Source organism: Photobacterium panuliri, assembly GCF_059920555.1.
Genome location: NZ_CP197193.1, coordinates 1225407 through 1251581, shown reverse-complemented (window position 1 = coordinate 1251581; position 26175 = coordinate 1225407). Strand labels below are relative to the sequence as shown.

Below are 26175 nucleotides of genomic sequence, written 5' to 3'. Positions count from 1 at the left end.
GGTTAGTGTATCAATCCGAGTTCCTTGGCCTCTTCGATGGTCAAGCCACAGGCTCGGATGTCTCGGAGCATCTCAATCCGACGTCGTGCTTCGGCTTGTTGGCGTTTGTTCCGGGAAATATTTGACGCTGTTTCGTCTTTGAAGTCCCATTTTGATGACACGTCTGCAATTTCACTATGGTCGATAGAATTGATAGACACAATTACCTCCTGATAAAACCCTGCGTCGACCTTGCGTTATCTTTATCAAACGATTTTTGGGTGGTTAAGCACTATCGGATGACTTTGTGATATGTCCCATAATTGTGAGAAATGAATGAAATCTTGCTTTGAGAAGGGATAAAACAAGAGTAGTGTTGAAGATTCCTCCCCAGTGAAAATGCTGTTGGATCTTGTTCAAGTTTTCTACACCAGCAGTAAATAGCGAAAAATAGCCGATCTTCCTAATATGTACGCTTATTAATCACTCTGCCTGTATTGTGGTCTGTGGGTGATGATGTTCTGTTGTGGCTGAATAAATGTGGGTAAACAACCGGGGCAGAGATAGCAGGCTTGACCTTCCTGTAGCTGGAAGCATTATTTTGGCGATACAGAATAAAGAGGGGGAGTTATGGGATGTTGTAATCAAGCACCGAAGGGGGGAACGACCCGTTTGACGTTGCTCTTGAAAGCCATGGGTGGTTTGCTGCTCTTTGTTTTGCTACTTGCCTGCTTGTTTGGGTAATTATTGGTAGCAAGATCAAGCCAGTATTTTAGCCCCGTTACTATATATGGCAGGTAAAAGCTGGTTTACTGGCAGTGATAAATGCATTCCGGTGCATTTGCATGGGATAGTGATGCTGCATTGGTGATCATTGTGGCTTGATATTATGCGGTTGGCTTTTTTTGTGAAATTTGTACTTTACAGGATACAAAGAAGTCCTTATTATTCACCGCACTTACGGAGGGATGGCTGAGTGGTTGAAAGCACCGGTCTTGAAAACCGGCATACGTTTATAGCGTATCTAGGGTTCAAATCCCTATCCCTCCGCCACATTCTTGAGATTGGGCGAAAGCCGAGTTTCATACAGAATTGGAGCGGTAGTTCAGTTGGTTAGAATACCGGCCTGTCACGCCGGGGGTCGCGGGTTCGAGTCCCGTCCGCTCCGCCACTACAACGAAGCCCCGTCAGAAATGACGGGGCTTTTTTGTGCCTGCTATTTAGTAGTAATGATTACTTACCATTGCTACGGATTAACAATCTTTTTCTTTATTTAAAAAATTCGTAATGACTAATGTGTGGTTACAACACTTAGTGACTACGATAGGCATCATTTTCGAGCTAGTTACGATAAAACCTACGTTGAAATAGTGAATTTTAAGTTCTCAAACGGATATCTTGGAAATTTGAGCATAATAAAGTGATAAATATCACTTTTACATTTGGTAAATTATTTTACGATCGTGAATCGTAGATTTGGTTAACTTAATGATATTTAATATTTTTATTGTTGGCAGTGTAATTGCAAAGTGTAGCTAGATAAAAAACTTTCATTTTATTAATAACGTTTAAGGAATAGTAATGAGTGTACAGAAAAGACCAGCTCTTCAGGGGGACTTAGATGGTGCATGTGGGTTTTATGCAATTGTTAATGCTCTACATTGTTTAGAGCCTGAATTATGTCAGCAAGAACTATTTAATCGAACTATGTATGAATTTATTCTTGATGGTGATCCGATGTGCTTTGTTAATGGAACTCGGCGTGGAACAATAAAAAATACTCTTAGTAGAGTTATAGATTATTTAAATAATGAGTATATCTTTATTGATAATAAAACAGGTAAGCCGTATACATTTAAATTTTCGATTCCATATTGGAACCATGATAAGTATCGTGATCGAAAATTAGTGTTAGATACATTGTGTCTTGCGAATGAGAAAGAAGGGCGTGTTGTTATTCTTGGCTATGAACATCAATTGTTTGATTATGCACATTGGACTGTGATTAAAAGTTTGAAATTGGATACATTGTTCACTCATGATTCAAGTAAAGAAAAAAAGCGTATTCCGTTAACTGAAGTAAGAGTTGATAGTATTCAATATTCTAATCGTAGTCGACCGTTTAATATTCATAGTGAGGATATTTTTATTGTTTATCGGGATTTATGTGAATAATTGTAATGTTTTTATTTTATTACATTGCCTAATTTCATTAATTATTTTCTGATATTTGTTTGTGTTTTAAATTGATTGTTAAAGCTAGAGGTATAATGAATCGAGTGTTTGTAAGTTGGATTGGGTTCAATGATTTAGAAGCCAATACGAAAGGGGAGCAAGGTGCAATTTTACAGTGTTTGCTAGATGCGGATGTTGCATTTGATAATGTTGTCTTATTATCCACTAGGATCAATGGAAAAATAGAAGAGTATCAGTGTTGGTTAGAAGGGCAGATTTTAAATCAAAATAGATATAAGTTGACAACGATAAATATTATTGAGGTTGATGTTTGTAGTCCAATAGATCATTTCTCAATTTATAATGCTGTAAATGAAGTATTGGAATATCTGACCCAATCTTCATCTATAATTACGATTGGAATCAGTTCTGGTACTCCAGCAATGGCAACAGTTTCGATGCTTCTCGCAAAAGGAGTATATAATATAAAATGTGTCCAGTCGTCAGTTCAGAAAGGTGTTCAAGAGGTAAAATTACCCGTTGATTTATCGCTTCATTATCTTGCTGCAAAAGATTCATCGCTAAAAAAACTGATGGCTAAATATTCATCATCGGTATTTGATAATATTGTTTCTAATTCCAATGAAATGAAAATGGTGGTAGATCTAGCAAAAAAAATTTCTATTAGAGATGTACCTGTCATAATTCAAGGGCCAACAGGATCGGGAAAGGAAGTTATTGCAAATGCAATACATCAAACTAGCCTTCGCTCTAAAAATAAACTAGTCGTAGTGAACTGTGGATCAATACCTGAAAATTTGATCGAATCAGCTTTCTTTGGTCATAAAAAAGGTGCGTTTACAGGTGCAATAGCAGATAAAAAAGGGTATTTCTCTGAAGCAGATAATGGCACCCTATTTTTGGATGAAGTCGGTGAGCTGTCATTGAATGCACAGGTTCAATTACTCCGAGTGCTACAGCAAGGTGAAATTCAAAGAGTTGGTGATGATAGGCCGACAAAAGTCAACGTAAGAGTGATTGCAGCCACACATAGGGATCTCTTAGCTATGATTGATGAAGGTAGTTTTCGTGAAGACTTATTTTATCGATTAGCGGTTGGTGTAATTAATGTTCCTGCTCTGTGTGACCGAAAAGAAGATATATTGCCACTGGCTGATATTTTGATGAATGAGATAAATGCAGATGCATCTGATCAGCCTGGATACATATCTAAAACATTGAGTAATGAAGCAAAACAATTAATATATCGCTATCCTTGGCCAGGCAATGTACGTGAATTAAGAACGACATTATTGAGAGCATCGGTTTGGTTTGATGGGGATGTGGTTGGGGATAGTGAAATTAATTCGGCTATTATCCGCCGAGATCAAAATATATCAAAAGCAAATCAAAGTGTTAACTTTATACCTGATAATTTTGATTTGAATGGATATGTGGCTAATTTGAAAAAATCTTATATTGAACAAGCGTTGATACAAACGAAGTTTAAGAAAAAAGAGGCGGCAGCACTACTTGGGATTCAAAACCACCAGACTCTTTCAAATTGGGCAAGGAAAGTAGGTCTTGATATTTAATTTACAAATGGTAATAAAATTTACCATTAATAACTACGGTTATAGATAAGTGCATGATAATTAACTTATAATAAGTTGGCATGATATTAGCTATCTAAAATGATAAATTTGTGAACGGTTGAAGAATTAATGGCGCCAAATCCACTCTATCAGTTGCTACAAGAGGTTTTTATTAAAGATGGGCATACAATGCCTACAGGTAAACCTCTGTACGCTTATCGCTGTACTGATAAGCAATACCGAGATATTGAGAAATTGCTTACCAATATGGGTAAGTTTATGACGCATGGGAAAAGAGCCCCGATTTATGTCCATGAGGCATTTTGCCTCTACACTGCAGAGTGGGTTCGGCGTAATCATATGACAGGGCATGTTCGTTGGAATGATATCACGAGTGCCCTGCAGTGGCCTGAAATTTCCAATTCGTCCTTAACGTATCTGACAGAAAAGGGCCTGACATTTTGGCAACGTCCTTTACGAGTTAAAGGTAATAATCCGGCTTATCTTCTTACATTAGTGTTAGAAGGCGGTTTGCCATTAAAGATGATGGTGAACAACAAAGGTACGCTGGTTGATTACTTTAAAAAGGTACTATCAGGGGTTCGTCAGAACACGAACTCTCAATTATGTGCGGCGGATATCGCTGAACAACTTGAAGATTATTTACCAAACTCATTAAGAAATGATGTGGTTTTTACCTTAGCGGGTGAGTTTTGTGACAAGCTGAATTTTTTTGCAAAAAAATCGGGGGCATATCGTCAGAACATTGTCGATAAAATTAAAGTTGCTTCACCTGATTGGTACACCCAATTACCTGTTGTATTGAGTGAGCATGATGCTGAAGAGTTAGCAAAAGCGGTATTTAGCGTTGATGAAAAAAATTCGTCATTTCGCACAACGTTGAAAATTCAGCGTGATTGGATTAAAGATGATGAAGAGTGCTGGCATTGCGAGGCTAAATATAAGCTTCCTTTATCATTAAAGCACGGTGCGTTGGCACAGTGTTTTAGTATTCCTGTATCAACAACTGCGACTCGATTGTTATTACGGGGAATTTCAAATCAACAGAGTACAGATCTTGCTCTATTAAGCAGAAATGAAGATGAGACTTGGTCTGTGGAGAAGTATCCTGATTCTAATAAGTTGATAACAGGTAGTGCAGCCCTGAGAGAAATTCGTCTTGATCTCTTTGATGGAAACAACTTGATTGGGAGTTATGTTCCATCTGGTGGTGTTGCATTACCTGATGACTTACCTTGGGTACTAGACCCGCTTGATGATGACTCAAATGCGTTAAGAATGATTGGCTCCGGTAGCCTTTCAACTACGTCATCTCAAGTCTACATAGCAATGCCAATGAAGAATTGTTTTTTAACATTAGATTTAGACGGTGAGCTTGGTATTCCGCAAATTATTAATGAATGTGATCGATATCTTCTACCTATTAAAGGTGATTATATTGTGACGTTAGAGGATGGGCAGCACTGTACTGTACGCACAAGCCAAGATTGTGAAGAGGCTCCACACTTTCTTTTTGGTCGAACATCATTTAAAAATATTGGGTGTAAATATCCTATTTTTTGTGGTGAACCAATAATTTATCAAGTTAATGGGGCTGATTACAGTCTTCTCGATAGCGCCGATTTATACTGGCGGAAACTTAAGGGGGGGATGGCTACATGGTATAAATTTAGTGATCAAGCACCATTAGGTAAAGTTGAAATCCGTCAGATGGTTAATGGTGAAGTCATGCACAGTACTCGTTGTGTCATTTTACCTGCGAATACTCATTTATCACTAACACCTATTTCTGATAATAGTGGGATCATAAAGTTTTCTGGTTTAGGAAACGTTTCTATACAAGATCTTAATTCTGGTGAATATGCGAACTTATTGGTCGAAGGCAGCGAAGGTACATATCTAATCAAAGCTTGTTCCAAGTTAGAATATCACCAACCGCTGAAGCTGAAACTGTGTTGGCCTAGTTGTGAACCTGTTGAACTTCATATCCCATTTCCAGCAAAAGGCTGTCGTTTCACGGGCAGTAGTGCTGTTGGCATTGAGGATTATGTAGGCGTAGATCAACTCTATGGTGTAAGGGCTGAAGGTATTCACACCGAAGGTGAAGATGGACATTTTTGGTTAGAGTTAGAACAAAAAAACACGAAATTAGAGATAAACAAAAATAATTTACTGAAAATAAAGTATTTGATGCAACCGCAAGATACAACAACAAAAGCGTTTTGTTTGAATGCTATTCAAGCGCCATTAAAAGGGCTACTGTCGGGGCAACCTCAAGATGGGGTCGTAACACTGAGGGCTTTTTCTGCGGGTTGTAAAGAAAATACACTATCAGTTTCGGTTTACCCACAGCCTATTTATTTGAGTGAAACGAAACTTCTCTTTAAGAATACATCTAGTCAGTCTAATTCATTGGTGAGTTTTTCTGCGTTAGACATTACGGATTTAGATAAAGAGCCTGAACAATTGCCTTGTGATGAAACAGGAGCAAGTATTATTCCTTTGTTGGATAAACCAGGTGTTTGGTTGATTTATGGTGAAGTTGACGAGTCAATTGTAACTAATCAAATTGTTATTAAAGTTGGTGATGAAAAAGTTAATAATCTCTCACTTGCTCATCGTGCTTTCTTTGATATTAATGCTGCAGATGAATTGATTTCTCAATTAGAACTCTCTCTTTCATCAATGGAATGGTTTAGTTTATTGGATTGGCAGTTGAAATTTCGTCAATTTCATCCGCAGAGTTTTCCAATATTGCAGAAAATAGCTAACAAAGAGAAGTTACTACTGGCTTTGCTATTCAACGCAATGTTCAAAGGGATGCATGAGCAGATTTGGCAACTTGAAAATCAGTTAGGATTTTGTTGGGGGGGAATACCTCTCGCTGATTGGGAAACCGTGATCGACTCGTTTGCATCTGATTGTCAAGATAAAATGAATGTGCCTGGTCCAATGCTGCTAATGATGGAGGGAATGATTCGATCCCTCGCTATTCGTGATTGGCGTTCAAGAAAAGGTTTTGATCTTGTTTTATCGAAACTATCGCAATTAAGTGGAAAAGCGTTGGCCGGTATTGAAATGGCAACCAATGAACAAGCAACGAAAGCCATCCAGGATTTAACACGATTGGTTGATGGTATTTCTCGGCTGGAAGGATTCTCTAAGGAAATCTATTTAAGCGCTTTCAAATCCAATAAGCCACTACAGGATGCGGTGAATGTTTATTGGTTGAAAGATAAGTACTCTAAAGATATTGAGTCTCCAGTAAACCATGTCATGGTCTGGGCAGCATTGACATTATTAAGTTCAAAAGAAGTTGAAAGCTATAAGTTGCTGCAGCCGTTGCTCAATTTAGCGTACCAGCAGGCGCCAGAGCATTTTGGCCCACTCTTTAACTATTTCCAGAATAATTTGGTGAAGTAAATGGAACAGAAAATACAACTAGAATTTGCGCCACTATTAGAACAATTACAAAAACGAGCAGAGCGTTCAGTCGTTAGTCAATACGCTTTTAAAAGTAAGCCATTATCGAATTACCTTCGCCAAACCTTTTCTGCAGCACCGGGTACTGAAGGTGCTTTGATGGCAGATCCTGTATTTGAGCCTATGTTTCCTTGGCAACAAGCTGAGGAAACCATGTCGTCTTTGAAAGGCGATTTACTCTCTGAGCATTTGGTCGAAGTCCTACAAGGTATTGATTCACCATTCAAACATCAGCTAACGGCCTGGAAGTCGATTCTTGAAGGTAAAAAGTCAACGTTAGTGAGCAGTGGTACGGGTTCAGGTAAAACAGAATGTTTTATGGTGCCAATTCTTGAAGATCTGGTGCGTCAGCAAAAACAGAAAAAACATAAGTTGATTGGGACACAAGCTCTCTTTTTGTATCCATTGAACGCATTAATTAACAGTCAGCAGGAACGATTGTCTAAGTGGACCAAGGATTTTAAAGGCGATATTCGTTTTGCATTATTTAATGGTGAAACAGAACGTTACCGTTCACGAGTTAAGGAGGATCAGCTGCTTAAGCCAGAGCAAGTTCTCAGCCGTGAAGAGCTGTGGGAAAATCCACCGTCAATTTTAGTGACCAACGCAACTATGCTTGAGTACATGCTGGTACGTAAAGAAGATGAACCTATTCTTGAGCAGTCGAAAGGTATGCTCAAATATATCGTTCTGGATGAAGCTCACACCTACGTAGGTTCTCAAGCCGCCGAGCTTGCTTTGTTATTGCGTCGTGTGATGCAAGCATTTGGTGTAGGTCCAGGTACTGATTATCCTGTTCAAATTATTGCCACATCGGCAACGATCGGTGAAGACACAAAGAAAGGGAATCGTCAGTTAGCACTTTATCTTGCAGATCTTGCAGGTGTTTCTGAGAGTGAAATTGATGAGAAAGTACAAGTAGTTCGTGGTTATCGAGATATCCCGATGTTGCCGGAGATTGACTCGGCCAGTATTGACTTTCCGTTTGATAAGTTGGCGTATTTCAAGTCCTTGTCCAGAGAGGCACTCTATGATGAGTTAAATCATTATGCGCTCACACGCCTTCTGCGACAGGTGTTTGCTAATGATGAAAAAGTATTGGCGAAGTTTGGCTTGAAAGCAATGCCTGCTTTTCAGTTGTCTCAATTACATCATGTTGCCAAGTCTATCGAGCCTTTAATTACGAAAGAACAGGTGCTTCAAACACTTGATTTAATGACGAGTGCTAAAAAAGAGGAAGCATTTACACCTCTTCGTATGCATGCGTATCAAAGGACGACGTCGGGGTTGTGGGCCTGCAGTAATTCAACGTGCTCTGAAAAATCATCGGTTCTACAAGATGATGGATGGCATTTTGGACAGGTTTATACTGAATTAAAAAACACCTGTGGCTGTGGTGCTCCTATTTTTGAATTAGTGAGTTGCCAAGGATGTGGGTCGTCATATCTGGCTTGCGAGGAAAAGTTACATCAAGGAAGCAGCTATCTGCGTCCTCGTTTGCTTGATCTTGATGAAGATGAGTTTGTGCTAGACCTCGATCAGCCAGAAGATGAAAGTGCAGATAATGAGGTGGGCGGCACGGGATTTGAAAGATTAATTGGTGAGGGGGGAGAGCCCTGGCAGTTGGGTATACAAGCCAGTAATTTTGGACTGTTATCCCCTAAAGAAGGAAATGCGGTAAGTATTAGCATGCTTCGCCCTATTCAATCTGAATCCGATGGTGATACTCGTAGCCATTTTCGTTGTGGATGTTGTGGTGAAAAAGAAGCTAAAAATGGTGGTTTATTTCGTTACGCTCGTCTTGGTGCGCCGTTCTTCTTGGGGGATATGATCCCAACAATGTTGGAGTTCTCACCTGCACCGACGGATAAAACTGAACGAATGGGGCCGAGCCAAGGTAAGCGATTACTCACATTTACCGATTCTCGTCAAGGCACAGCTCGTATTTCTGCCCGTCTCCAGCAGGATGCCGATCGTAATACATTACGTACATTGACTTACCATGAACTTACCGATCCTGACAGTGCAGCATCAGCGTCTGGTGATGCTTTGCTACAGGTTGAAGAGCTGTGTTGTCAACTCGAGCAAAATCCAATGATGGCAATGGCAGCACAATCATTGCGAAAACTGGTTAATGGTGAAGATCTTCCTGCTGAGCAGCGAACCGCTGTAGAAGGCATGCCAGCTATGTTAGGTATGATGGGAATGATGCAATATGTAGATCCGCTACAAAAATTACTTTCCGGCTCAGGGAAAGTATCAGCATCCTCATTGACTTGGCAAAAGATGGCCCAGCAGCTTGCAAATAGTCGTTCGGATTTTGACACTATGCGTGGCCGTCTGAATACGTTATCGGGGCTAAATCTTGGGAAAGAGCAATATGCGGATTTTTGTCTATATACCGAGTTTGGTCGTCGACCAAAGAAAACATGGTCATTAGAAAGTCTCGGCTTGGTTTCCGTCCAATACCCAGCGTTAGAAAAAGTACTTACGGTTCCCACTGAGTGGCATGGGCTGGTGACACAGAGTGATAAACAGGTTGCAGAATGGCGTAACCTTCTGAAAATCATCCTTGATTTTTATATCCGTGAAAACAGTGCCGTGTTTTTTGATAATGAACATTATCAACGTTGGATGGGGGCTAAATTTCCAAGAAAGATCTTGAAAGGCCCAGGAGTGGAAAATGCTGAGCAAAAACGGGATTTGCTATGGCCTCAAATTCGCAAGCATAGCTACAACCGTATCATCAAGTTGTTATTGGCCGCCTTCCCACAAATCCAGCCAGAAGAAAAATTTTGGCAAGAGCAAATTAATGCACTGATGAAACGAGCATGGGATGATATTAAGCCTTTTTTGCATACGCTTGAATCGGGTTATCAGCTTGATCTGAAGTCACAGGTGACCTTTGCAGCGCCCAAAAAAGTGTGGATTTGTCCATATACCCGAAAGGCTTTGGATGTGACCCTCTGTGGCTATTCGCCGTATTTGCCCAACAAAGATTTACGGGATGTATTCAAAGCGACAGTGGTTGATATGCCATTATTGCCGAAAAAGCATTGGCGTAATGATGATGACTCCCTTGTGCCAAAAGAAGAACGGTTTGAATGGCTTGAAACCAATCCGGTTGTACTGGCAGCACGAGAGGCGAATATGTGGCCGAACCGAAGCGATCGTATTGCGATGAAAGAATCGTGGTATCGCCTTGAAGAGCATTCGGCACAACAAAATTCTGATGTTAATAAAGCCAATGAAGCCTTATTTAAAGAGGGGCGCGTCAACGTGCTTAACTGTTCAACAACCATGGAAATGGGGGTTGATATTGGTGGTATGTCTTTAGTGGCAATGAATAATGTGCCTCCTGCCCCTGCTAACTACCTACAGCGTGCAGGTCGTGCGGGGCGTCGAGGTGAAACCGCCGCCGCCGCCGTTACGCTTTGTAAAAATACAGCTCATGGCATGGAGGTTTATCACAATACATTATGGCCATTTACGGTAAGTTGTCAGCCTCCACAAGTACGTTTGCAAAGTGATGCCATTGTACAGCGTCACGTTAATGCATTTGCGCTTGGTAGCTTTTTGCACCAGAAAACCAAAGATGCGACTAAGTTAAATTGTGAATGGTTCTTTGAAGGTGATGTTAGTCATTGCGATAAGTTTATTCTCTGGCTGCAGCAGTTAGCACAGGAGAGTAGCCGCAATCAATGGACAGTAGATGTTCAACGTATTGTAAAAGGTACATCACTGGCACACTTGTCGGTCAAAGCATTGATTGCGCGAGTCTTAGACTCGATTCGTTATGTGGAAGAACGTTGGAAAGAGCAGTTGGATATCATGCTGGATAATGCCAAGCAATTGGCGGCAGAAGATAAAAACTGGGAAGGTACGCCTGCCGGTAAATCGGTGATGTTCCAATTACGGGATTTCCGAGGAGCCTATTTATTCTCGACACTCGCAACAAAAGCATTTTTGCCAGGGCATGGTTTCCCTGTTGGGGTCGTGAACTTTAACTACCAGACAATTGAAGAACTTGGTTTTAAACGCATTTCGTCAAGTGATACGAAAGATGTCGCAGGCCAGGAAACAGAGCAGCGGTCATCGAAAAAATTCGCAAGCTTACCAAGTCGCGATTTGCCAACGGCTTTGCGAGAATACGCACCAGGTGCTGATGTAGTACTGGGGGGTAAAGTATTCCGCAGTGGTGGCGTTATGCTCGGGAAAGTGTTGGCTAGTGGACAAGAGCTCACGGGAGATTCTCAGCATCTTCCTTATTTCTGGCATTGTGCAAGTTGTGGCGCGGGGTCCACACAGCAAACATGGCCAACGGCGTGTAGTCATTGTGGTGAGAAGTTGAAGCAAGACGATATTCACCGTTATTTGCAGCCTATCGGTTTTGCGACAGACATTTGTTATGAATCGCATAATGACGTGAATCAGCCACGTCAGATGCCATTCAAACAACCACGGGTATTGTTACCGGTTTCACAATGGCTGCCGTTACCGGATCCAACAATGGGACGATATCGTTTCAGTAGCAAAGGTGAAATTTATCACTATACCGAAGGTGAATTTAACCTTGGATATTCTGTGTGCTTAAGCTGTGGTCGTGCCGACTCGCAGATTATGAAAGGGCGAAAAGCGAAGTCATTGGTACGCCAAGATCTCCAAAATACCCACTATCGACTGCGTGGTGGTAAATCAACCAACGATGGTGAAGGTAAAGAAGCCAAACTATGTCACGGTAAAGTCATGTCAGACTTACAACTGGGTTACAGTGCGCAAACAGACGTGATTGAAATTCAGTTGCGTGATTTTGACGGTGCTTCGTTAAGCAATGAGACACAAGCGTGGTCATTGGCAGTATCGCTGCGTGAAGGACTGGCTCGCCATTTAGGGATTGAAACCTCTGAGTTAGGTGTGTCGGTTCAGCAGGCCAAAGATGAAAAAGGGGAGTTTACTTATTCTCTCTTTATTTTCGATAAATCGGCGGGGGGCGCGGGTTATTCCATTCAAATGACGGATGGTTGGAAAGCCGTGTTTGAAAAAGCCCGAGAAGTACTGACATGCCGTTGTGACAGTGCATGTCATCACTGCTTGCTAAGTTACGATACTCAGTTCTTTGTCGATAAATTGAATCACAATGCGGCGATGCCATGGGTCAGCCCATTAATGACAAACCGCTTTGAACTCTCTGAAGAGCATCAGTATCTGGGGGAAGACAGTCAATTTGAAACGCTTCCTATGGTCGATCGCTTACGGCTTGAGTTAGGCAAGGGCAATGTACGCCGTTGTGGTATTTTGTTGTCTGGCAATACGGAAACGTGGCAATTGGACCGTTGGCCATTGGTTGAAGATTTGCTCCGTTATGCGGTGAATTACAATGGCAAAGTACAGTTAATTCTTTCTGAAACCGATGTTGCAGAGTTAGATGATACGGTTAAAGCACAGCTGGCCAGTTATCAGCAATTACCGGGGAATCCGATAGAGCTCAAGGTTGTGGATGACAAGTACTTGCTTACAGAGAACGGCAAGCGCATTGTTTGGCTCGACAAAGGGTCACATTATACCGTATGGGCCGCCGATAAGACAATCAACACATCATTGTCTGAAATATGGGGCATCGCGACTGAAGGGGTGATTGTCTCTGCTTCTCAGGTTGAGTGTGCGATGGCAATTGTAGGCAAAAATGTGATGTTTGAAGCCCTGCAGCCTGTTGATTCAACCAGTGATGTGCGAGTGACATTCCAACATCAGCTTGATAGTTCGATTGATGATTTCGGTGCAACATTCTGGCGCTTTATTGAAGAAAATCATTCTGCGTTAATGACAAAGCTAAAAAGTGGGATGGCAATTAAAACGGTGAGTTACAACGACCGTTTTCTGAAGAGTCCTGCGACCGTGCGCATTTTTGGTGAAATTGTCACCAAGCTTAATGAGTTGGCAAAGTGTGATAATGCAACGTTGGTTGTTTGCGCTAATAGCTTGGAAAACAGCACCAGTTTCCAACAGAAAATATTCCATGATTGGTGTGAAGACAGCGATCGAGAAAACGTACTGAAGACGATGCTGGCTGATGGCTATCTGGGAGCCAGCTGGAATGGTGACATTCATGTTTCTGCCGGAGATCCGCGCAAAGGGGAAGTGGCTCACGCCCGAGAGCTGGAAATTGAGTTTTTGGATGGCACGAAAGGCTATGTGATTTTCGACTATGGGTTAGGTTTCTGGAAAATTGAAGGGTACACCCAGTTTGATTTCTTTAGCGATTGTGAGCAGCAAGTGGAGCGTTTAGCGGGTATGAAGTACCAGCTGGCTGCGCCAAGTTTCCTTTCAAGCTACATCATTGTTGGCTTTAAGTAACCGTCGTTTATAAAAACAGCGTTCGAGTTATATTTACTGCCTCCGTCATGGAGGCAGTACCTAAACTTTCATACTATGTAGGCAATAGCAACGTTGCATATATTGCAGGCCGAAAAGAGAAGATAATGGCACAAAATCAATCACACTATGCGCCAGGAATGCGTATTGTCATCCGTGATGCAGAATGGGTGATCCAAAAAGTGGATCACAGTTCAGATGGCGGACACCTTATTACCTGTGAAGGCATTTCTGAACTGGTTCGCGGCAAAGAAGGCCGTTTCCTGACGGAATTAGAACAGCATATTGAGATCCTTGATCCCAAAAGCACCATGCTGGTGGAGGATGACTCACCGGCTTACAGTGCATCTAAACTTTACATCGAAAGTATGCTGCGCCAGCGTGTACCAACAGATGAAAGTGTGCATCTTGGTCATAAAGCGGCAATGGATCCGCTGCCATTCCAGTTAGATCCAACCAAAATGGTATTGCAACAGCCGCGTCAGCGTATCTTGATTGCTGATGCTGTTGGTTTGGGTAAAACACTGGAAGCCGGTATTTTGGTCTCGGAATTGATCCGGCGTGGCAAAGGTAAGCGCATTTTGGTGCTGGCTGTGAAGTCAATGCTGACACAGTTTCAAAAAGAATTCTGGAGCCGTTTTTCTATTCCGTTAACGCGTCTTGATTCTGCGGGTTTGCAGAAAGTGCGTAACCGTATTCCGACTAACCACAACCCGTTTCATTATTACGATAAAGCCATTATCTCTATTGATACACTGAAACAGGATGTGGAATACCGCCATTACATTGAAAATGCTTATTGGGATATCATCATTATCGATGAAGCCCATAATGTGGCTGAGCGTGGCAGTCATTCACAGCGTAGTAAACTGGCCAAGTTATTGTCACGTCGCAGTGACTCACTGATTATGTTATCGGCCACACCGCACGATGGTAAACCTGAAAGCTTTGCGAGCTTGATGAACATGCTGGATGCAACGGCAATTGCTAATACCAGTGAATACAGCTACGACGATTTTAAAGACAAAAATCTGATTGTGCGTCGTTTTAAGAAAGACGTAAAAGATCAGATGGCAGGAGAATTTCCTGAGCGTCATATTGATCGCGTTTATGCAAAAGCGACGATTGAAGAAGAAGAAGTGTATCGTCGCCTGGTTGAGAGCTCGCTGAAAAGTATGGATAGCGGGCGTAAAAGCAGCCGCTTGTTTAAAGTAACACTTGAAAAAGCGCTGTTTTCCAGTCCGATGGCATGTTTGTCAACCGTTGAAAATCGTATTCAGCGGTTAGAGAAAAAGAACGATCCTGATTTTCAGGACGATATTGCAGAACTGGAAGGATTGGCAGCATCGTTACGCAATATCGACAAACACAGCTTCAGTAAGTACCAGTCACTGTTGACAACGATCAATAACGATCTGAAATGGAAGAAAGCGAAATCGGATGATCGCTTGGTGATCTTTACTGAAAGCCTGAAAACGTTAGATTTCCTCTATAACAACTTGAAAGCCGATCTCGGCCTGAAAGACGGCGCGATTCAACAGCTGCATGGTGGCATGTCAGATACTGACATCATGGACGTGGTTGAAGATTTCGGTAAAGAGCACTCTCCGTTGCGTTTGTTGGTCTGTTCTGATGTGGCGTCTGAAGGTATCAACCTGCATCACTTAAGCCACAAGATGGTTCATTTTGATGTGCCATGGTCGCTCATGGTCTTCCAACAGCGAAATGGTCGTATTGACCGTTATGGTCAGCAGTATCAGCCGCAAATTCGTTATCTGCTTACACAGTGTGAGAATGCACGGATTCGTGGTGATATGCGGGTGTTGGAGGTGCTGATTGAAAAAGACGAGCAGGCTCAGAAAAATATTGGTGACAGCTCAGAATTTACCAAAGCCTACTCACAGGAAGAAGAAGAAGCACAAGTTGCCGATCAGATGTTGAGTGAGCAGACGGATTTTGATGCAGCCTCTTACTTAGATAGCTTCTATGACGGCAATGCCAGCGAGAGTGATGATGATATTTTTGCTGATTTCTTTGATGACTCACCAGTCAGTGACAATGAAGCGGGACAGGTGGATGCAATCAGCCTGTTCGCCGATGACTTGCAATATTGCCAACAGGCATTGAAGTATCTGAAGCATAATGATCCTCATAATCATTTGATTTTTGATACAGATCCAAATGGTGTACTGGAGCTGTTTGCGCCGAAAGATCTCCGTCAGCGTTTTAAATTTTTGCCGCCAGAAATTCAGCCGACCGAAGACAATAAATATACCCTGCGTTTGAGTAACAATCAGGACGTGATTAATCATGAAATCGTCCGTTGTCGTGGTGAGCAAACGGCATGGCCTGCTATTCAATATCTCTGGCCGATTAACCCTGTTGCACAATGGCTTGGCGATAAAATGATGAGTGCCTTTGGTCGTCATCAGGCACCGGTAATGCGTATGACACAACTGTTTGAGTCGTATGAAGATCACTTTATCTTGTCGGGTTTATTCCCGAACCGTAAGTCACATCCAATGGTTAACCCGTGGCTGGTGGTTAGCTTCGAGGACGGTGAATTGGTAGGAATTGAAACGTTTGAGCGTTTTGTTGAGGCACATCCTTTCCATATCAGTTCTTTGGCAAACCCAGGGGGCGAGCGTAACGGCGAGCGTCAGGAGGCTTTGCTGGCACGGGCCATTGATAGTGCTTTACCACAATTTCAAGCGATGCGTGACGAGGTTGAGAGCAAGCTAAACCAGAAACTGAACGACCAAATGAGCAAGCTCGATGCGTTGAAAAATAAACAGATGCGTCAGTTAGAGCTTGATCTCGGTGAAAGTAAGCAAGCCGAGAAAATTGTACTGGATCGCAAAGCACAACGTCAGCGTGAAATTGAACAAATATTTGATGAATATCTGGATTGGATCCAAGACACCATGACAACCGAATCAACGCCATACATCCAAGTAGTGGCAGTACTGACAGGCTCCGAGGGTTACTAAGATGGCACTGGTTGGGATTAACAACGAAAACGATTTTTACTCACACCATTACCTGAGTGAAATTTTTATCTCGGATATTCGAGGCGTGCTGGAAGCGTGGCAGCAAAAAGAGGCAGATGCCCGTGACGCCGAACGTATTGAGCGTGATAAAGGCGGCAACCCGGCAAAAGGTTACCGTGCGCCTCATGAAGCACTGCGAAGCCTGGCCGGGGACTTTTTCCGTGAATTGAACAAGCATAAAGAGGTGAAATCAGAAACCAAGCGTCTGGCTAATCAGCGTAGCCGTTGGAGTCCTATTCTGGCCGCGTTGGGTTATGAAATAAAGCCAACACAGGTGTTGATTGAAGAGGGTGAGCTGCCGGTATTATCAGCATATGAAGATGCTAATGGTTCACCGTTATTGTGGATTGTGGAAGCGCATGACTTCTCTAATGATGACTGTGCCGATCCGCTGTCATTGCCTTTGTTGCCATCACAATTGGTTGGCGTGGCTGAAGAACACCGCAAGCAGTTAACGAGTAACAACCATGATGAACCGCTGACTTGGCAGGCTTTGATTTCCAAAAAAGTATTCAGCGCTCAAGAGCCGCCACGTTGGGTGTTACTGCTGGGTAATCGTCAGTGTTTATTGCTGGATCGTACCAAGTGGGCACAAAACCGGCTGCTGCGTTTTGATATTGAAGAGATCCTTGGTCGAAAAGAAGCAGATACCCTGAAAGCGACGGCAGCATTGCTACACAAAGATTCGATTTGCCCAGAGCAAGGTCAAAACCTGCTGGATAATCTCGATGAAAGTTCTCACAAACATGCTTTTGCCGTGTCAGAAGATCTTAAATATGCGCTGCGTGAGTCAATTGAGCTTTTAGGTGATGAAGCCGCCAAGCAGCTGATTGAAAAAGGCTATACCTACGACGGTAAAAATGACATTGACCCGAATCAGTTGAGCTTGGAATGCCTGCGTTATATGTATCGCATGTTGTTCCTGTTTTATATTGAAGCGCGCCCAGAGCTGCAATATGCGCCAACAGATTCTGATACCTATTTGAAAGGTTACAGTCTTGAAGCCTTGCGTGAGTTGGAAATGGTGGAGTTAACCACCGAAGAATCACGCAATGGTCGTTATATCCATGACAGCTTACAAATGTTGTTCCGTCTGGTGTCAGAAGGTTTTACGGGTAAGCAAAAGAAAGATGGCCGAGTATCAAAGAAATACGGTGAGCAGGAAAGCAGCCTGTTTGATAATGATGCACAAAATGCCCTGATCAACAGCTTTTCTATCCGTAAGCTGGAAAGCCATTTGTTTGATGCTGTGCGTATGCCACACCTGGCGAAAGTCGTATTTCGTAACGAAACCTTGCAACGCATTATTGAGTTGATGTCGTTAAGCCGCCCGGGCAAAGGCAAAAACAAGCGTCGCGGTCGTATCTCTTATGCTCAACTTGGTATTAACCAGTTAGGTGCGGTGTATGAAGCACTGCTTTCGTACCGTGGCTTCTTCGCTAAAACTGATTTGTACGAAGTGAAGAAAGAAAATGAAGAAGTCAACGAGCTGGAAACGGGCTACTTTGTGACTGCTGAGCAGCTTGCGGATTACAAAGAGGGCGAAAAAGTCTTCAACAAAGATGGCTCACTAAAATGCCACGCTCGCGGCAGCTTTATCTACCGCATGGCGGGGCGTGACCGTGAAAAATCGGCCTCTTACTATACGCCGGAAGTGCTCACTCAATCTTTGGTGAAATACGCACTGAAAGAGCTGTACAAAGAGCAGATTGAACCGCTTGAAAGCGCAAGTGAAAAAGCAGACAAGATCCTCACGTTGAAAGTGTGCGAGCCTGCAATGGGTAGTGCGGCGTTCTTGAACGAAGCGATCAACCAACTGGCTGAAAAGTACCTTGAACTGAAACAGTTAGCCGAAGACAAACGCATTCCGCAAGAGCAATACACCCGTGAACTGCAACGTGTGAAGATGTTCATTGCCGACAACAACGTCTACGGCGTCGATTTAAACCCAGTTGCGGTTGAGCTGGCAGAAGTGTCACTGTGGTTGAATGCTATCAGTGATGAAGCGTTTGTGCCTTGGTTCGGGTATCAGCTCTATAACGGTAACTCGCTGATTGGTGCGCGCCGTCAGGTGTTCTCAACCAGCGATCTTGCTTACAAAAAAGCCAAAGACCCAAGTTGGCTCAACATCGAGCCGCAACGGTTAGGTCATAGTGATTCACGTCAAGACCAAGAGGTGTACCACTACCTGCTGCCAGATAATGGTATGGCGGACTACAGTGATAAGGTGGTGAAATCGCTCAAAGAGAGTGAAATCAAAACCATCACTAACTGGCGCAAAGAGTTCGTTAAATCGTTCACGGCAAATGAAAAAGCCCAACTGTTACGCATCTCAAGCAAAATTGATGAATTGTGGCAAGAGCATACCGCGCAGCGTAGAAAAGAGCGTGACATTGTTACCGATAGCCTAAAAGTGTGGCCAGAGTCTGAACACTCAGAGCAGCTTAGCTCTACTCACAGCAAAGATGCGTTGCTGAAAAAATCTCAGCATGAAGGCTCGGCCGTTTATCCACGCCTCAAAATGGTGATGGACTATTGGTGTGCACTTTGGTTCTGGCCAATCGACAACGCCAATGATCTACCAAGCCGTGCGGAATACCTGGGTGAAATCGAACAGGTGCTAGAAGGCTACACGGTAACGGATTCCGTAGTAACCGAAGAAGGCTCAGGCCAAATGGCTATGTTCTCTGAAGGCAGTCAACAAACACAAGATCTGTTTTCAACCAGCCGTGGTGGGGTAGTTAATAAAGACTTCTTGTATAGTGTGTTCCCGCGTTTGCGTAAAGTGGATGAATTAGCAGCGCGTTATAAATTCTTCCATTGGGAACTGGAGTTTGCTGACATTTTTGCAGATAACGGTGGTTTTGACCTGATTCTCGGTAACCCGCCATGGTTGAAAGTGGAATGGCAAGAAGGCGGCATCATGGGTGACTATGAGCCGCAATTTGTGCTGCGTAAGTTTTCGGCATCCAAGTTGAATACGTTGCGTGAAGAAACATTGCTTCGAATGCCTGCGCTAGAGCAAGCCTATTTCTCAGAATATGAAGAAGCATCAGCCACGCAAAACTTCCTTAATGGATTGGTGAATTATCCAGAGCTGAAGGGTATTCAGACCAACTTGTTCAAATGTTTCTTGCCTCAAGCATGGCGAATCGGCGGGCGACAAGCGATGTGTGGTTTTTTACATCCCGAAGGGGTTTATGATGATCCTAAAGGCGGGAAATTAAGAGCGGAAATCTTTCCTAGGTTAAAGCTTCATGCGCAGTTCCAAAATCAACACATGCTTTTTCCAATTGGTCATCGAAATAAATATAGCTTGAATATCTTCAAGTCATGTAAACAAGCTAAGGTCGAGTTTTTAAATATAGCAAATTTATTTTTGCCAAAAACAATTGAACTGTCATTTGAGCATGATGGGAACGGCAGTGTTGGTGGTATTAAAAATGATGACGGTGACTGGGACGAGTCTGGTCATAAAGAGCGTATTCTCAGAATCGATGAGAACAGATTAAGTCTGTTTGCGTCTCTTTATGATGAAGAGGGAACGCCTAAGCTTGAAGCGCGCCTACCAGCATTACATTCATCACAGTTGATTTCAGTACTTGAAAAGTTTGCGGCGCAGCCAAGACATTTAAGCAACCTAATCAATAGCTACACATCAACAGTGATGTTTGATGAGACTTATGCTCAGCAAGATAAAACTATAAAAAGGGATACTCAATTCCCTAGTGATGCATCAGAGTGGGTATTGTCTGGGCCTCATTTCTATGTCGGCACGCCAATCTATAAAACACCAAGAGCAATTTGTACGGAAAAGGGTCACTACGACACGGTTGATTTGCAAACTATGCTAGACAACTACCTCCCACGTACTAACTATGTTCCAGCGTGTGATGCCGATGAATACCTGCGTCGGATCCCGAAAGTGCCTTGGATTGATGAGGCTGATTTGGCAGCATGGGAGGCAAATGGTGCGAAACCGACAGAAAAGCCAGAGCCTCGTTCGGTGACGGATTATTATCGTTTAATATTTAGGAAGATGCTCAGTCAATCAGGAGAGCGCACGTTAATTCCGTGTATTATCCCAAAGAGTAGCAGCCATATTTTCGCTGCTGTTTCAGCTGCATTTAAAAATATCAAAGACATGGTGCTGATGACCGGTTCAATGTCATCTATACCTTATGATTTTTACGTTAAATCAACAGGTAAAGGCAACTTCACCAGTGGAGACTTAAATCTTCTAGCTTACCCTAAATATAAGGAATATTTGGAAGAAAACTTGCTGGTTAGAGCACTGAGTCTAAACTCTATATCTAGCTTCTACAGTAATTTGTGGGATACTTGCTTTGAAGAATCCATGATTAAATCTGAGTGGTTAAAGTATGACTGCCGTCTTCCAAACAGCTTCTTCCAAAACTTAACCCAAGAATGGCATCGTGGTTGTGCACTTCGCACCGATTACGCTCGTCGTCAGGCATTGGTAGAAATTGATGTGTTGGTTGCAATGGCATTGGGAATGACCTTGGAAGAGCTGAAAACCATCTACCGTGTTCAATTCCCAGTGATGCGTCAGTATGAGGCGGATACTTGGTACGACCAAACCGGACGTATTGTGTTTACCGCATCAAAAGGCTTGGTCGGTGTAGGTTTAGACCGTAAGTTCAATAAGAAAAACGGGTTTACAACCACGATTGAAAACGGTGTATACGAGAATCGCGCCCAAGGTTTGGGCTCAGAAGATGATCCGCTGACAGACGCAAACGTGCAACTAGGCTGGGAAGATATTCGTGAACTCAAATCCGGCAAGGTATACAAAACCTATCTGGATGACACTCAACCAGGCGGTCCAGTAGAGCGTACAATCGAATACGTCGCCCCATTCGACAAGTGCGACCGTGAACGCGACTACGATGTGGTGTGGGCCGAGTTTGAACGGCGCTTTAAGCAGTAATAATTATTTATGGCCTTCTCAGTAATATCTCGTCGAGAAGGTTTCTACTTTCCCTGTTTCTACAGGGAAAGTATTCGTCATAAAAGACCAAAAGAATGTGAACCCGAGAGGAAAAAGAATGCGCCAAGAGTGGCTATTGCCATCGCAAATGAATGAAGTGTCGGAATCTACTGCTCAGGAAACTAAGGGCGCGGTAGAGCAAGAACTTTACCAACTGGAAGAGATGATTGGCAAAATTGATGAACTTCGAAAGCGGGGGGCTTTTGGCGTTGATGCCCAGCGCCGCTTTCAAGGTTATGAGGAATTTAGGCGACACGCTGTTGGTAAAGTCATTACGGTTGAAACAGAGAAAAAAGGAAAAATCTCTTTTCGTGTATCTCAGGCCAATTCCGATTTCGCGATGACAAGTGGCAACTTGGCGACGCCGCTTTCTCCAGTGGGGTACTTATGTCGTCAGGCTTATTTGGGGTTTGAGGGTAAGAGTCCTGCTTGGGGAACCTATGAAGTCGTAGAAGTTCGCACGCTTTCGCGATTTTTTGGTCAGGAAGCCGAAGATAACATTCTCAACTACAAAAGTATGGAAAGGAGCGTATTTCCAGATTTGTACAGCACTGATGAAAACATGTTCCATGTCAGTAACCTATCGAAGTCGCTCAATAATTGGTTTTCAAGAGACCAGCATTTCGATAGCAACCAAGTGGCTACAGAGGGTGACAACGTTGAAATAGAAGGCGGTGTTGAATTTGATACCTTTGAAAGTTTAGACTTTTTTGAAAATTTTGATTCCTCCAATGAGTTGCTAGATGAAGATGATGATTATTGCTCTGTTAACGCAATGGAAGACGATCAGATTGATGAATACTATGGTCTGAGTAACTATTTCTACTTGAATCCAACGAAAGAGCAATTAGACGTAATGTGTTGCTCTGTCTCTAAAGGACCCATGCTTATTGAGGGGGTTGCGGGGTCAGGAAAGACATGTGCAGCTCTGGGGCGTGCAAAAACACTGTGTGATGCCGCTTTTGGCGCAAGTGATCAAGTCATCGAGTCTACCACTTTCTTCTCTCAGGAAAGTAGTGTGGGATTTGTTCGCACAGGAGAGTTGGTGCAGTATCTAAAAGCAACATGTCTCGAACTTGGGTTGGCACAGTTACCTATATGTGAATACAAAGAGTTACAGCATAATCTTCAGCAACTTCGAGATGTCGAACAATGGTCATCACGGAAATCAGGAGACCAGCAGACATCCCAATCAAAGTACCGCTACCTAGCATCACTTGATTACTCTTTTGATTCAGAGACCACCATGGAGTGGCTTAAGTTGGTTGATAGATATGCAACACAAGTTATCGCTGAACGAATGATAAAGGTTGCCAGTTCATTGCGTATGCCAGAGTCGTTAGTTTTGATGCCTCAGCTCCCCTATGAAGACGCCTCCGCACTTGTCGATATGTGCAAGGAAGCTTATTTGCAATCTGCTAGTACTTTGGCCCAGCATATCCAAAGTAATACCAGTGCTTTTGGTCTGGATAAAATAGTGCTAGAGCTAAATGCAGTGATTTCACGTTTAGAAAATCAACTGTTTGATCCTCAGAGTAAATGGATATCAACTGGAAAAGGCAAGTGGCAAAAAGTTCAGTCTCGTAAGCAAGCGTTGTCAATACTGAGAAGTGTGAATGGGACATTTATTCGCTACAGCAAACAAGAGAGAATTCAAAATTTTGTTGTTTCTAATGCATCTGATCTAAAAAACCTTATTCGTTCTAGTGATGTCGTAAAGGATCAATTCGGCGTTACCATTAAAGAGGCGCAAAGCGATATTGCATGGTCTGAGAGTATAGAAAATGAGGTTTCTAAATCCGCCGTTGCGCATTTTTCATGTGAGCAGAGTGGTAAGAGATATGCGGTATTTATTGTTAAAGAAGAAGACATAGATTTTTATGCCGTAACAAACGAGCTATTTGTCAAGGTTGGAGGTCAAACTCGTCCAGCACTAATGAGTAATCCGTTCCATGCTACGTTTCAAAAAAATTCAAAATCAGGTTCTACAAAAACCACTTTGGCAAAAGAGCTCCGCCGTCAGCTTAAAAATCGACTCTTTAACAATCTGCATTTCTCTGATTTGTATGCATCGGCATTAGCGTTAGCCGAAAAATCGGGTGAAGCTGTGTCATTGCCCGCTAAGCGAATCAATGACAAGCAATTGGCGGATCATGATATCGACGTTATTCTTGCACTCGCATATGTTATGAGTCGCGGAGCGAATTTAGAAACAATTAAAAATTTGCCTTCGAGGTTAGCTGAACCGACATATTATCGTTCTGTATTTGTTGATGAGGTTCAGGACTTCACTGAAATACAGATCTTTTTGATGGGAGCTCAAGCTCATCCAGATTATAATGCGGTCACCATGGTGGGTGATATGCAACAACAGTTACTTAGTGGGAAAGTGAGAAATATTCAGAAATGTTTCCCTTATCAAACGAGTGTCGATTCTGTTTTATTGAAAGAAAATAAACGCCAAGAAAAGCAGCCCCAGCTATTAGCGACATCTCATCTATTCCGAGCATTGGTACAAGATGATGGCAGAATGGCAATTTCTAACCTTGATGAAATGCGCCGATTGTCGAGAGTTGGCGGTGCTAAAAAGTTTATTAATAACACGTTCGAAAGTTGTGATGATGATGTCGTTCAGGTGATTAAAAAGCTGCCTAGAGGTAGAACTATCGCCGTCATTTGCCCAACAAATGAGATGGCTGTTGAACTAGAAAGCCGACTTCGTGATGTTCTCGCTGCTGAAAATTTCAGACAATCTTATGTCGCTGAACGAGTGGATTTATCCAAAAAATATTTAGTCCATTTCTCGAGTCCTCAAAATATCAAAGGGTTGGAGTTTGATACCGTTGTTCTTGTTGGAATAGAAAGAGTTGATTGGAACAATCAGGTTGATAGAAATAGCGTATATGTGGCGGTTTCTAGGCCTAGAAAACAGCTTGTAGTAGTTGGGGATAAAGAACAGGTTCCAGAACATGTAATGGATTGTTTTGCCTGTGAATCAATTTAGCAGATGACTTTTTCTCACACTTCTGGTGATGGAAACTGACAAGTTGATCAATCAGAATAGTAATTAATCATTTTCAGCCGGAGTATTGAAACTCCGGTTCTTACATAAGGTTTATCAGGCCCAGGACAGCGTGCCATCGAATTCGACAAGTGCGATCGTGAATGCGACTATGATGTGGTGTGGGCCGACTTTGAGCGTCGTTTTAAGTGATAATTATACAAAATGTAAGTCGATTATAAGTGCTTTATAAGCATATAATCCCCCAAAACCAGAGCCTGCGTGCTCTGGTTTTTTGTTGTTAATTGATTGTGATTGTATAAAAAGATCGCAATGCTAGGGAGGCAGGTACGCATTTTCAAGTCAACGATTAGGTGCTGTATTTCCCTTGAACAATAGTAAACCATACTCATATTAAAATAAGGTATCCACCCGTGAAATTTTTACTTGCCATACCAATGGCTATTTTGAGTACGCTCTTGCTTCTTATCATCGCACCTTTTGCAACATTGAAGTACATACTACTGCCCAGTCGGGGGCTATTGAGTCAAAAGGATATTATGTTCAGAAAAGCCTGCTTTTGGACAACAGGGATAGAGCTGATATTTTTTATCGCCAATATGTAAATGAAAAATTAGTAAAGGTTTATATAAAATGAGATTAATCCTTGGCCTTATTGCAATGATTTTTTCAATGTTTTTCGCTGTACTTGCCGCAATATTAGGGTTTATTACAGGTGTAAAAAAAGAAGGTTGGTATGTAGAAGGGAGTAATAGAATAGTAAACTATGCAAGCGATGGCGATTCATTTATTGAAATTACTAAGTCTTATGAATGTGGCTGGATGCTGAGCATTATAAAGCCTGCAACAAAAATGGATACGCTAGGTCAAATAGCAACCTTACCTTTTGGGGGAAATAAGATCGAACTAGAGTGCATGCAGATAAAAGGTAATTACGAAAAAGTGTGTTATGTACCAATTGATTTTAACGAAGCAAGTTCATGCTTGATAGCTGAAGTTCTCACAAGCGACGAAAGATCGAAGTATATTAATTTGTTGGGTTGTCAGTGGAAACACAGTCCAAAAGATTTAAAAAAGTGTGTTGCAAAAATTGGTGGGTTAATTATCCGATAGGTTTATTCGTGTAAATGTAGTTACACGTTGCAATGGTTAACTTTAATACAATCCTACACTAGTTTACTATTCTTTCAATACTCAAAGACAACTATAGATGGCAATAACAATTAAGTCAGTGATGATTCACGCAAAAGGATTTCTCCTGAAACAGTATCTTTCCTTATTTGGCTTGTATCTTATTTTTATCGGAACGAGCATAATCTTAAAAGGATACTGGATCAATGGTTACACTACAGAGCCTGAGCACCTTAGGCTAGCATTGACAGATGCACTTAGAGAAATATCTGGCGCTATTGTGTTGTTATCTGGCGTCTTTTGCTTTGTAGTTGATCGACGATTCAGGAACCAAAA

Annotated in this window: 10 protein-coding genes and 2 tRNA genes; 11 read left to right on the top strand and 1 reads right to left on the bottom strand. The window is 42.4% G+C overall.

The genetic code is table 11. The features are described from left to right. Positions 1-2: 2 nt before the first annotated feature. Entirely contained in the window at positions 3-200 is a 198-nt protein-coding gene (locus ACSF8X_RS21850) for a hypothetical protein (protein WP_047880808.1), read from the bottom strand. A 741-nt stretch (positions 201-941) separates the two neighbouring features. Here ACSF8X_RS21850 and ACSF8X_RS21845 point away from each other — a divergent pair. The 11 genes from ACSF8X_RS21845 to ACSF8X_RS21795 all read left to right on the top strand — a co-directional run bounded on the left by ACSF8X_RS21845 (position 942) and on the right by ACSF8X_RS21795 (position 25821). Continuing rightward, a tRNA-Ser gene (locus tag ACSF8X_RS21845) sits at positions 942-1032 on the top strand. A gap of 41 nt (positions 1033-1073) precedes the next feature. After that, positions 1074-1150: transfer RNA gene (locus ACSF8X_RS21840), tRNA-Asp, on the top strand. A gap of 410 nt (positions 1151-1560) precedes the next feature. Continuing rightward, the gene (locus ACSF8X_RS21835; RefSeq protein WP_500851443.1) at positions 1561-2154 is read left to right on the top strand and encodes a hypothetical protein; all 594 of its coding nucleotides are present in this window, start codon (positions 1561-1563) and stop codon (positions 2152-2154) included. A 95-nt stretch (positions 2155-2249) separates the two neighbouring features. After that, positions 2250-3749: a sigma-54 interaction domain-containing protein gene (locus ACSF8X_RS21830; RefSeq protein ID WP_500851442.1), complete on the top strand. Its 1500-nt coding sequence runs from the start codon at positions 2250-2252 to the stop codon at positions 3747-3749. 129 nt (positions 3750-3878) lie between these two features. Next, complete coding sequence (locus ACSF8X_RS21825) at positions 3879-7193, top strand: STY4851/ECs_5259 family protein (RefSeq protein WP_500851441.1); 3315 nt, start codon at positions 3879-3881, stop codon at positions 7191-7193. Beyond that, entirely contained in the window at positions 7194-13607 is a 6414-nt protein-coding gene (locus ACSF8X_RS21820) for a DEAD/DEAH box helicase (RefSeq protein ID WP_500851440.1), read from the top strand. A 125-nt stretch (positions 13608-13732) separates the two neighbouring features. Continuing rightward, entirely contained in the window at positions 13733-16615 is a 2883-nt protein-coding gene (locus ACSF8X_RS21815; RefSeq protein WP_500851439.1) for an SNF2-related protein, read from the top strand. 1 nt (position 16616) lies between these two features. Beyond that, positions 16617-21626 carry an Eco57I restriction-modification methylase domain-containing protein gene (locus ACSF8X_RS21810; protein ID WP_500851438.1) on the top strand — a complete coding sequence of 1670 codons (5010 nt, stop codon included), beginning with the start codon at positions 16617-16619 and terminating at the stop codon, positions 21624-21626. Positions 21627-21744: 118 nt separating this feature from the next. Next, positions 21745-24690, top strand: coding sequence for an ATP-binding domain-containing protein (locus ACSF8X_RS21805; RefSeq protein ID WP_500851437.1), 2946 nt, complete (start codon positions 21745-21747; stop codon positions 24688-24690). Between the two features lie 431 nt (positions 24691-25121). Continuing rightward, positions 25122-25313, top strand: coding sequence for a hypothetical protein (locus ACSF8X_RS21800; protein WP_500851436.1), 192 nt, complete (start codon positions 25122-25124; stop codon positions 25311-25313). Between the two features lie 28 nt (positions 25314-25341). Further along, positions 25342-25821, top strand: a complete 480-nt coding sequence (locus tag ACSF8X_RS21795; RefSeq protein ID WP_500851435.1) for a hypothetical protein — start codon at positions 25342-25344, stop codon at positions 25819-25821. Positions 25822-26175 lie beyond the last annotated feature (354 nt).